12 protein-coding genes are annotated in these 9226 nt (G+C 70.1%); 8 read left to right on the top strand and 4 right to left on the bottom strand.

Annotation, left to right across the window (positions count from 1 at the left end):
• The 5 genes from MFF42_RS20890 to soxA all read left to right on the top strand — a co-directional run.
• The coding region (locus MFF42_RS20890) for an FCSD flavin-binding domain-containing protein (RefSeq protein WP_238257462.1) at positions 1-756 on the top strand (756 nt) is incomplete at its 5' end.
• Positions 757-761: 5 nt separating this feature from the next.
• Entirely contained in the window at positions 762-1226 is a 465-nt protein-coding gene (gene soxX, locus MFF42_RS20895) for a sulfur oxidation c-type cytochrome SoxX (protein ID WP_238257463.1), read from the top strand.
• 11 nt (positions 1227-1237) lie between these two features.
• Entirely contained in the window at positions 1238-1705 is a 468-nt protein-coding gene (locus MFF42_RS20900; protein ID WP_238257464.1) for a SoxY-related AACIE arm protein, read from the top strand.
• A 5-nt stretch (positions 1706-1710) separates the two neighbouring features.
• Positions 1711-2031, top strand: coding sequence for a thiosulfate oxidation carrier complex protein SoxZ (locus MFF42_RS20905; RefSeq protein ID WP_238257465.1), 321 nt, complete (start codon positions 1711-1713; stop codon positions 2029-2031).
• 8 nt (positions 2032-2039) lie between these two features.
• Positions 2040-2831 carry a sulfur oxidation c-type cytochrome SoxA gene (gene soxA / locus MFF42_RS20910; RefSeq protein WP_238257466.1) on the top strand — a complete coding sequence of 264 codons (792 nt, stop codon included), beginning with the start codon at positions 2040-2042 and terminating at the stop codon, positions 2829-2831.
• A gap of 180 nt (positions 2832-3011) precedes the next feature.
• Here the strand turns inward: soxA and MFF42_RS20915 are convergent, their stop codons facing one another.
• From MFF42_RS20915 to MFF42_RS20930, 4 genes are all read right to left on the bottom strand, one after another.
• Positions 3012-3212, bottom strand: coding sequence for a hypothetical protein (locus tag MFF42_RS20915; RefSeq protein WP_238257467.1), 201 nt, complete (start codon positions 3210-3212; stop codon positions 3012-3014).
• 451 nt (positions 3213-3663) lie between these two features.
• Positions 3664-5118: a Fic family protein gene (locus MFF42_RS20920; protein WP_238257468.1), complete on the bottom strand. Its 1455-nt coding sequence runs from the start codon at positions 5116-5118 to the stop codon at positions 3664-3666.
• 325 nt (positions 5119-5443) lie between these two features.
• The gene (locus MFF42_RS20925; protein ID WP_238257469.1) at positions 5444-6565 is read right to left on the bottom strand and encodes a 2'-deoxycytidine 5'-triphosphate deaminase; all 1122 of its coding nucleotides are present in this window, start codon (positions 6563-6565) and stop codon (positions 5444-5446) included.
• Complete coding sequence (locus MFF42_RS20930) at positions 6562-7020, bottom strand: hypothetical protein (protein WP_238257470.1); 459 nt, start codon at positions 7018-7020, stop codon at positions 6562-6564. The genes MFF42_RS20925 and MFF42_RS20930 overlap by 4 nt, the downstream gene beginning before the upstream one ends.
• A 167-nt stretch (positions 7021-7187) precedes the next feature.
• Between MFF42_RS20930 and apaG the strand changes: the two genes are divergently transcribed.
• The 3 genes from apaG to MFF42_RS20945 form a co-directional block, all read left to right on the top strand.
• Positions 7188-7580 (top strand): Co2+/Mg2+ efflux facilitator ApaG/CorD, encoded by a 393-nt coding sequence (apaG, locus tag MFF42_RS20935; RefSeq protein WP_017482710.1) that lies wholly within the window; start codon positions 7188-7190, stop codon positions 7578-7580.
• Positions 7577-8752 carry an acetylornithine deacetylase gene (argE, locus tag MFF42_RS20940; protein WP_238257471.1) on the top strand — a complete coding sequence of 392 codons (1176 nt, stop codon included), beginning with the start codon at positions 7577-7579 and terminating at the stop codon, positions 8750-8752. Before apaG ends, argE begins: the two co-directional genes overlap by 4 nt.
• Positions 8753-8762: 10 nt before the next feature.
• A partial coding sequence (locus MFF42_RS20945; protein ID WP_283206906.1) for a bestrophin family protein occupies positions 8763-9226 on the top strand: 464 nt, incomplete at its 3' end.

Genomic DNA, 9226 nt, shown 5'->3' on the forward strand with positions numbered 1-9226 from the left:
ATGCCGGAGGGCGGCACCGTCGTCCTCTCGGCGCCGGCCAACCCCTATCGCTGCCCGCCCGGCCCCTACGAGCGGGCCAGCCTGATCGCCCATTTCCTGAGGACGCGGAAGCCGCGCGCGAAACTCATCCTGCTCGACGCCAAGGACACCTTCTCCAAGCAGAAGCTGTTCGAGGCGGCCTGGGCCAAGCTCTATCCGGATGTGCTCGAATACGTGCCGCTCGCCGCGGGCGGACAGGTCAGCGAGGTCGATCCGGCGGCGATGGTCGTGCGCACCGACTTCGCCGAGTACAAGGCGGACGTCGCCTGCATCATCCCACCCCACCGCGCCGGTCGCATCGCCGCGCTCGCGGGCTGCACCGACCGGAGCGGCTGGTGCCCGATCGACCCCGTGACCTTCGAGTCGCGGCTGGTGCCCGGCATCCACGTGATCGGCGACGCGGCCATCGCCGGGGCGATGCCGAAATCCGCCTTCTCGGCCAATGCGCAGGGCAAGGTCTGCGCGCAGGCGATGATCGACGCTCTGGCCGGCCGTGATCCGCAGGATCCGAGACTCATCAACACCTGCTGGAGCCTCGTCGCCCCCGATTACGGCATCTCGATCGCGGGCGTGTTCCGCCCGACCAACGGGCTGCTGGCGGACGTGCCGGGCGCCGGCGGCATCAGCCCGCTCGACGCGCCCGACGCGGTGCGCGCGCAGGAGGCGGCCTATGCCGAGGGCTGGTACCGGACGATCACCCGGGACGTGTTCGGGTGAGGCGAGTGCGCCGTGCCGCCCGCCTCGTCCCGATCGTATTGGCGCTCGCCGTCACGGCGGCGCGAGCCGAGGAGAGTTTGGTCCCCTATCGCATCGTCGGCGACGCGATCCCCGAGCCCCTGACCGGTGCGCCGGGCGACGCGGGCCGCGGCCGGGCCATCGTGGCGGACCGCTCGCGCGGCCTCTGCCTGCTCTGCCATGCGGGACCCTTCCCGGAGGAGCGCTTCCAGGGCAACCTCGCCCCGGATCTGGCGGGCATCGGCGCCCGCCGGAGCCCGGCGCAATTGCGCCTGCGGCTGGTGGACGGACGGGCGTTGAACCCGGACACGATCATGCCATCCTATTACAGCCTCGCGGGGCTCACCCGCGTGGGCCGGGCGTGGCAGGGACGCCCGATCCTCAGCGCGGGCGAGATCGAGGACGTCGTCGCCTTCCTGGCGACCCTGCGCGAGCCCGAGGGGACGCCATGAGGACGATGACGATGGGACGGACGGACTCGATCGACCGGCGGCAGGTCGTCGCCGGCGCGGCGGGCGCGGTACTGGCGCTCGCCCTGCGGCCGGCCGCGGCGGCGCAGCCCCGCACCGAGACGACCGAATCCGCCATCCGCCGCTTCGCCGGCGACAACCCGATCCGGCCGGGCCGCGTCAGCCTCGACCTGCCCCCGCTCGTCGACAACGGCAACACGGTGCCGCTCACGGTCTCCGTCGAGAGCCCGATGACGCCCGCGGACCACGTGCGCCGCATCGGCGTGTTCAACGAGAAGAACCCGCAGCCGAACGTCGTCACGCTCCATCTGCGGCCGGGCGCCGGCCGGGCTCAGGTCTCCACGCGCATCCGGCTCGCCGACACGCAGCGCATCACCGCGATCGCCGAGATGAGCGACGGCAGCTACTGGTCGGCGAGCGCGGACGCGATCGTCACGCTCGCCGCCTGCCTGGAGGGCTGAGCCGGATGGCGCGGACCCTGATCAACCTGCCAAAGACCGCCAAACCCGACGAGGTCATCGCGATCAAGACCCTGATCTCGCACCCGATGGAAACGGGCTTCCGACCGGGCGCGGACGGGCGCATCCTGCCGCGCAACATCGTCACGGAGTTCGTCTGCCGCTTCGAAGGCGAGGAGGTTTTTCGGGCCGAGCTGTTCCCGGCCTCGGCCGCGAACCCCTACTTCACCTTCACCTGGGTCGCGACGGCGAGCGGTCGCTTCACCTTCACCTGGCGCGGCGACGCGGGCTTCGAGCAGACCGAGACCGCGGCCATCACGGTGGCCTGAACCCCGCCATGCCCCACCGCCCGGGCTCCCCGCTGCCGGTCGTCCTGGTCGCGCTGCTGCTCACCGCGGCCCCGGCCGGCGCGGAGCCGATCGCTCCGGCCGACCGGCGCTCGAGCTTCGACCAGATGGGGGCCGAGATCCAGGCGATGCAGCGGGACGACGGCGCCAATCCCGGCATGCTCGCGGTCGCGGACGGGGCCGAGCTCTGGACGAAGCCGCCGATGTCCGGCCGCGCGGCCTGCGCCGGCTGTCACGGCGAGGCGTCCACCAGCATGCGCGGCGTAGCGGCGCGCTATCCCGCCTGGGACGCCCGGACCGCGCGGCCGATCGACCTTCAGGACCGGATCAACGCCTGCCGCCGCGAACACCAGGGCGCGGACCCGCTCGCCTACGAGAGCCCCGACCTGCTGGCACTGACGGCCTTCGTCGCCACGCAGTCGCGCGGCCTGCCCGTCGCGCCTCCGGACGACCCCCGGCTCGCATCCGCGCGAGCGGAGGGCCGCGCGCTGTTCGAGGCGCGCCAGGGCCAACTCGGCCTGTCCTGCGCGATCTGCCATGACGAGAATTGGGGCCGCCGTCTCGGTTCGGCCGTGATCCCCCAGGGGCACCCGACCGGCTACCCGCTCTACCGCCTCGAATGGCAGGGCCCGGGCTCGCTGCAGCGCCGCCTGCGCAACTGCTTGACCGGAATGCGGGCCGAGCCCTTCGGCTACGGGGCAACAGAATTCGTCGCGCTCGAACTCTATCTGGCGGCGCGGGCCGCACCGCTGCCCGTGGAGACGCCCGCGGTACGTCCCTGACGGGGCGAGGCGGGAGGCGTGGTGCGCTGCGACGAGCATCCTTCCGGGAGGCTTTCCGGGATGCCGGCTTCGGATTGGTGAAGTCTCAGACTTAAGCGGCCGCTTTTGCGGACGAGCACCGCTCACGAAAGAAGGGCAAGCCTCTCGGCTGCCCTCTCTTCGCTCTCAGGATGACGCGGTTTACTCGGCCGCGGTCATCTCAGGCGTGTAGTGCCCGCACCAGTCGGTCGAGCCGACCACCGGCCAGAGACCGTGCGCGTCCGGCCCGGGCTGGTTCACCGGCGGATTGAAGCGGCACAGGCCCTCGTCGTTCTGCGCGGCCGCGCCGTTGACCTTGTGCTCGTCAAAAAACTTGCAGCTCTCACACTTGGCATTGGCCATGGGAATGCTCCTGCAGCAGGAAGGCGGCTCGGCCGCCGCTTTTGCGAATTAGAACAGATCCAATCTTGGGGTCTAACGACCTCGCCGAGGCGGAGTTCCCTCAAGCCACGTCACCGCCGGACCCTGGACCGGCCCGGCCATTCGCCGATTGGTTGGGAGCCCTCTCCTGCCTTATCGCCTCATTGAAACTTGCTCAAAGTGAGGAATAACCCATTGATTCGATTGAATTTATCGCATCAATGCAGCACGCTCGCTCGCGTTTGCGTCTTCTGAGATCCGCTCACGTTCAAGAGCCGACTGCAGTTGCGTATCGACTGGCAGCGCCGGTTTTCCGATCCCAGACGCGGCGACAACCAAGAAGGCATTCCCCGCAGTCCGAGTGACATGGTCGCTTGGTTTCCACTCTTGGCCGCGAGGATCCAGCGGGCATCGTGCCGATGGCGTCGGCACCTCAAGGTGTGGGTGTCGAGGGCGCGTCTCCCTTTGACTTCTCCGCCGCCTCCGGGATGTCCACGAAATCGTACGCTGCAGGCAACCTCAACCTGATTCCCTGCGCATCCCCTTCCTCCGGACGCATGAAGGCGTTCGTGCTCCTGAGGACGTGCGCGGCGGTTCTGAAATCGTTCCACGGAATCTCGGCGACGTAGCGTTGGGCGAAATCCAGGGTCCGCAGGATAGTCTCCGGTCTGTCGTTCAAGCTGAGGGCCTTCAGCCCTTCCAGGTAGTTCGACCGGAAGATGATGGGGATGATGATCCTGGCCTCGCCCGCTGCGGCGAGCTCGGCATTCATCATAATGCGGGCGACGCGCCCGTTGCCGTCCTTGAACGGGTGCACCTCGGAGACGAGGAACATCATGAAGGTCGCCCGATCAAGGGGTTGGTCGAGGCGCCGGTAGATCTCGAAGCCTTGCATAAGTGTGCCCGTCACCTCGTCGGGAAGGACGAAGGACGTGCTGCCGGCCTTGTTCGCCCTCAGCTTGAACTCGCCCGGCCGTTCGCCGGGCCGCCCGGCCATGATCGTCGCGTGCCGTCCCTTCAACAGGCGCTCGAACTCCTCGTAGGAGCCTGGCAGCCGGCACATCTCGTCGGGGTTGGCGACGACCGAGAAGGTGCCCGTGATGTCGTGGGCATCCTCGGGCCTCTCGTCGGGAATGCGCCCGTTGAAGACGATGTCGACCGCCTCGTCGATCTCGAACTCGGTCCCCTCGATGAAGTTCGAGAAGTAGGCCTCGAAGAACGCTTGGTGTGTCTGGGCCTCCGGGCCGAGGGTGAGGAGGCGCGGCGCCGCTGGAGCGCGCCCGCGCAGAGCATCGTGGAGCAGTTCGAGCCGCGCGATGCGGGTGGCGTCGTATGCTTTGCCCGCCTTGCGCGCGCGGGCACGGTCCGACCTAAGTCTGGCGTCGCGCGTCCCCAGGAGCGTGCCGCAGAGCGTGTCGAACTCCGCGGCCTCGGCCTCCATGTCCAGGTCCGGCGCGAGATCGCGAACCTGATCGCGCAGCCGGTTCAGGCCCGCCTCGCCTCCGTTTCGAAGGATATCCTCCAGCTTGTCCTCAAGCTCGGAAGGCTTGAGCGTCCGCGCCACCCCGCTTCTCGCTCGGCTCGGGCGCATATTCTCGAGATAGGCTCGCGCGGGCGAGCTGCAGTACAGGCCGTTCCCGCGGGGATAATCGCCTGGGAGGCGGCCAACGCCACGCCGCGGTCGCAGTCGGATGCCGGGCAGATCCACGTCCGCGCCGGACTCGGAGACGAGGAACACGGAGCCGTCCGATGCCGGCTGCTGTTCCAGGGCGGTTCGGTCGGCTATGATGGCGTCCGGGAAGTAGCCAGCCACGATGGACCATAGATGCCGTCGCACGAGCGTCGCCTCTCCCTCCCGCATGTTCGTCGTGTAGAGGCGGCTGGCCAAGCGGCGCATCCGCCCGGCTGCGACGGCGCGCGAGACCGCCTCCGACGTGGCCGTCGTGGAGACGAAAACTTCCGGGAAGTCAGCCAAGGAAATCGCCATTAAGGCGCGCGGTAGACACTTCGACGCAAACTTATGGCGTTTAGCGGTTTGCTTCAAGCAAACTTTTGACGCTTAAGGGCCCAACTGCCGCATCGACGACCCCTGCCGCTCGCTCTCAATGCTCGTGCGAGCGGACGTGCAGGGCAGGCGGAACGCCACGAAGTGCACCATCAAACACTGCAATCAAACATCTAAACGAGCAAGATGTAGTGACGTTTGACGAAGCTCAGACCGCCGGCACCGGCTCCGGCTCGGCGGCGAAATGCTTCGAGAGCTTGAGCCCCTGCGCCTGATAGTTCGAGCCGGCGCCCGTGCCGTAGAGGGTCGCGGGCCGCTCCAGCATGCGCTCGTAGACGAGGCGGCCGACGATCTGGCCGTCCTCCAGGAGGAACGGGACGTCGCGTGAGCGCACCTCCAGCACCGCGCGGGCCCCGGCGCCGCCCGCCTCGCTGAGGCCGAAGCCCGGATCGAAGAAGCCGGCATAGTGGACGCGGAACTCGCCGACGAGGGGATCGAACGGCACCATCTCCGCCGCGTGGTCGGCGGGCACCCGCACCGCTTCCTTTGAAGCCAGGATGTAGAACTGACCGGGATCGAGGATCAGCGTGCGGCTGCCGTCGGCCGGCAGCGGCTCCCAGAAGTCGCGGGTGCGGTGCCCGCGTGGCCGGTCCACGTCGATCAGGCCGGTATGGCGCTTGGCCCGATAGCCGATCAGCCCGTCGAAGCCGGCGAGATCCACCGAGACCGGCACGCCGCCCTGGAGCGAGGGCATCGCTGCGTCGATCAGCGGATCGCTGGCGTGGAGCGCGGCGAGTTCGGCCTCGCGCAGCCGCGGGTCGCCCCGCCGGAAGCGGATCTGCGACAGGCGCGAGCCGGTCCGCACCCGCACCGGGAAGGTGCGCGGCGAGATCTCGGCGTAGAGCTGGCCCGCATAGCCCGCCTCGATCTGGTCGAAGGCGCTGGCCCGATCGGTGATGACGCGGGTGAAGACGTCGATGCGCCCGGTCGAGCTTTTCGGGTTGGCGCTGGCGCTGAGATCGGGGGGCAGCGCCAGGGTCTCCTGCAACTCGGCGATGTAGACGCAGCCCGTTTCCAGCACAGCGCCCTGGGTCAGATCGATCTCGTGCAGCGCGAAGGCCGCGACGCAGGCGGCGACCGAGCGCCCGCTTCCGGGCAGGAAGCTCGTGCGCACCCGGTAGGCGCGGGTGCCGAGGCGCAGGTCGAGGCTCGCGGGCTGGATCTGGTCGGCGGCGTAGGCGGTCGCGGGGCGGATCGCCCCGGTCTCCGTCAGCGCCGCGATGGCCTGCGCCGGCAGGATCCCGGATGCGGCCGACCTGTCTCCGCTCATCGTCCCGTCCCCTCGCCTCTCTTCTCGGCCTTCTTGGCCTCGGCCGCTTCGCGCTCCGCCGCCTCGATCGCGACCACCATCCGCGCGAGCGCCAGCCGGGCGCAGGCCCCCATCGCCACGAGGCCGGCCAGCGCGCTCGCGAGGAGCGGAAACAGGTCGGGCCGCAGGGCCGACGCCACCGCCACCACGCCCGCGCCGATCCCCATCGCATTCCCGAGCGCCAGCATCGGCGAGGGCACGCCGCGGATCTCCGTCTGCACCCCCGTCCGCCGACGCACCGCGCGGGCGACGATCCGCGCCGCGGCGTCGAGGCCGAGGGCCAGGACCAGCGCGAGGGCCGGCCAGCGGTTCTGCGCTGGGTTCCACCACGCGAAGCCGAGGGCGAGGCCGAGCGTCAGGGCGGTCGCGACGGCCGGGCCGACGGCGAACGGCGCGCGATCAGGCCGCGCGGTCACCGGGACTCCCCCCAATTCTCCCCGATGCGACGCGTTCGGCACGTGGTCTCCGGCCTCCGCCCACCGTAGGATACCGTGATTGACGAGGTTTCTGGCGCCACGTACCACGGCGCGTCGCAGATGTCGCGATGCGGCCTGCGCGCCGTCCACGGAGATGCTTTCACCCGATGTACAAGGCCGAGACGCGCGGCATCACGGTGACGGTGGAGCCCCGATTCGTCGAGGAGGAGTCCTCGCCGGGAGAGAGCCGCTATTTCTTCGCCTATACTGTCGAGATCGTGAATAACGGCAGCGAGCAGGTGCAACTCCGTTCGCGCCACTGGCGGATCATCGACGGGCGCGGCGCCTGCCAGGAGGTGCGCGGCGCGGGCGTCGTCGGCAAGCAGCCGGTGCTCGAACCGGGCGAGTCGTTCAGCTACACCAGCGGCTGTCCCCTCACCACGCCCGACGGCCTGATGGCCGGCAGCTACACGATGTCGACGATCGGCGGGGAGAGCTTCGAGGCGGAGATCCCGGCCTTCTCGCTGGACTCGCCGCATATGCGCCGCGTCGTCCATTGACGGCGCCCTCGCGCGGCACGCGCCTCACGCCGCTGGAGCTCCTGGAGCGGCTCGTCGCGTTCGACACCGGGAGCTCGAAATCGAACCTCGCGCTGATCGACTTCGTCGCCGACTACCTCGCCGGCTGGGGTGTCCCCTTCGTTCGGGTGCCGAACGCGAGCGGCGACAAGGCCGCCCTGTTCGCCACCCTCGGCCCGGCGATCGACGGCGGCGTGGTGCTCTCCGGCCATACCGACGTGGTGCCCGTGACGGGGCAGGCCTGGACCTCCGACCCGTTCTCCCTGCGCGTCGCCGACGGCCGCGCCTACGGCCGGGGCGCCGTCGACATGAAGGGGTTCGACGCCCTGGCGCTCGCCCTGGTGCCGGCGGCCCTGGAGGCCGGGCTGACGCGGCCGATCCACATCCTGCTCTCCTACGACGAGGAGACCACCTGCCTCGGCGTCGCCGACACCATCGCCCGCTTCGGCGCCGACCTGCCGCGGCCGGGCGCGGTGATCGTCGGCGAGCCGACCGGGATGCAGGTGGCGGACGCGCACAAGAGCGTCGTGACCTTCAACACCACCGTGCACGGCCACGCGGCGCATTCGGCCAAACCGATGCTCGGCGCCAACGCGGTGATGGCGGCGGCCGACCTCATCGCCGAGCTGAACCGCATCGCCGACACCATGGTCGCCCGCGGCGACGCCTCCGGCCGGTTCGATCCGCCGAACACCACGGTCCATGTCGGCGTGATCGAGGGCGGCACCGCCCGCAACATCCTGCCGAAACTCTGCACCTTCCTCTGGGAGTTCCGCGGCCTGCCCGACCTCGACATGGCCGAGATCCCGGCCCTCTTCGACGCGGCCTGCGAGCGCGTGATGCGGGATCGGCTCAACCGCTACGGTGATTACGGGCGCATCGAGACGGTCGAGGAGGTCTCGGTGCCCGGGCTCGCGCCCGATCCCGGCTCGGAGGCCGAGCGGCTGGCCCTGCGGCTCGCCGGCCGCAACGCCACCATCACCGTGCCCTATGCCACCGAGGCCGGACGGTTTCAGCGCGCCGGCCTGCCGACGGTGGTGTGCGGTCCGGGCTCGATCGATCAGGCGCATCAGCCGGACGAATTCATCACCCTCGACGAACTCGCCCGCGGCGAGGCCTTCATGCGCCGGCTGATCGAGACCTGCGCCGACTGACGCCGATGCGATGATCGTCCGTCCCCGCCCCGGCCTGCTGACGATCCTGTTCGCGCTGCGCGGCTCGGTCCTGCCGAAGGTCGCGCCGCAGGTGATCGTCGTCGCCGCGCTCTCCGTCCTCGTGGTCGCGGTCGAGCAGCGGCACGCCGCGTGGTTTCCCGTCACCGCCGGCATCGGCCCCTTCACCCTGGTCGGCCTCGCGCTCTCGATCTTCCTGAGCTTCCGCAACGGCGCCTGCTACGACCGCTGGTGGGAGGCGCGGCGGGCCTGGGGCAGCCTGATCGTCGAGATGCGCGGCCTCGCCCGGCTCCTGCCGGCCCTGCTGCCGGAGCCCGAGCACGAGGCCCTGCGGCAGCGCGCCTTGCGCCGGGCGGCCGGCTTCGCCCACGCCCTGCACGCCCGCCTGCGCGGCCTCGACGAGGCGCGCATCGAGCGCATCGAGGGCTACGCCGACCGCCAGCCCCGCATCGCCGC

It is taken from the genome of Methylorubrum podarium (assembly GCF_022179745.1).
GTDB lineage: Bacteria > Pseudomonadota > Alphaproteobacteria > Rhizobiales > Beijerinckiaceae > Methylobacterium > Methylobacterium podarium.

What these genes read in the sequence shown, in the direction of transcription:
- MFF42_RS20925 (WP_238257469.1), bottom strand. Translation starts at nt 6,565, where the DNA reads ATGAGCGGAGACAGGTCGGCCGCATCCGGGATCCTGCCGGCGCAGGCC.
- MFF42_RS20905 (WP_238257465.1), top strand. Translation starts at nt 1,711, where the DNA reads ATGGCGCGGACCCTGATCAACCTGCCAAAGACCGCCAAACCCGACGAG.
- MFF42_RS20900 (WP_238257464.1), top strand. Translation starts at nt 1,238, where the DNA reads ATGGGACGGACGGACTCGATCGACCGGCGGCAGGTCGTCGCCGGCGCG.
- apaG (WP_017482710.1), top strand. Translation starts at nt 7,188, where the DNA reads ATGTACAAGGCCGAGACGCGCGGCATCACGGTGACGGTGGAGCCCCGA.
- soxA (WP_238257466.1), top strand. Translation starts at nt 2,040, where the DNA reads ATGCCCCACCGCCCGGGCTCCCCGCTGCCGGTCGTCCTGGTCGCGCTG.
- MFF42_RS20915 (WP_238257467.1), bottom strand. Translation starts at nt 3,212, where the DNA reads ATGGCCAATGCCAAGTGTGAGAGCTGCAAGTTTTTTGACGAGCACAAG.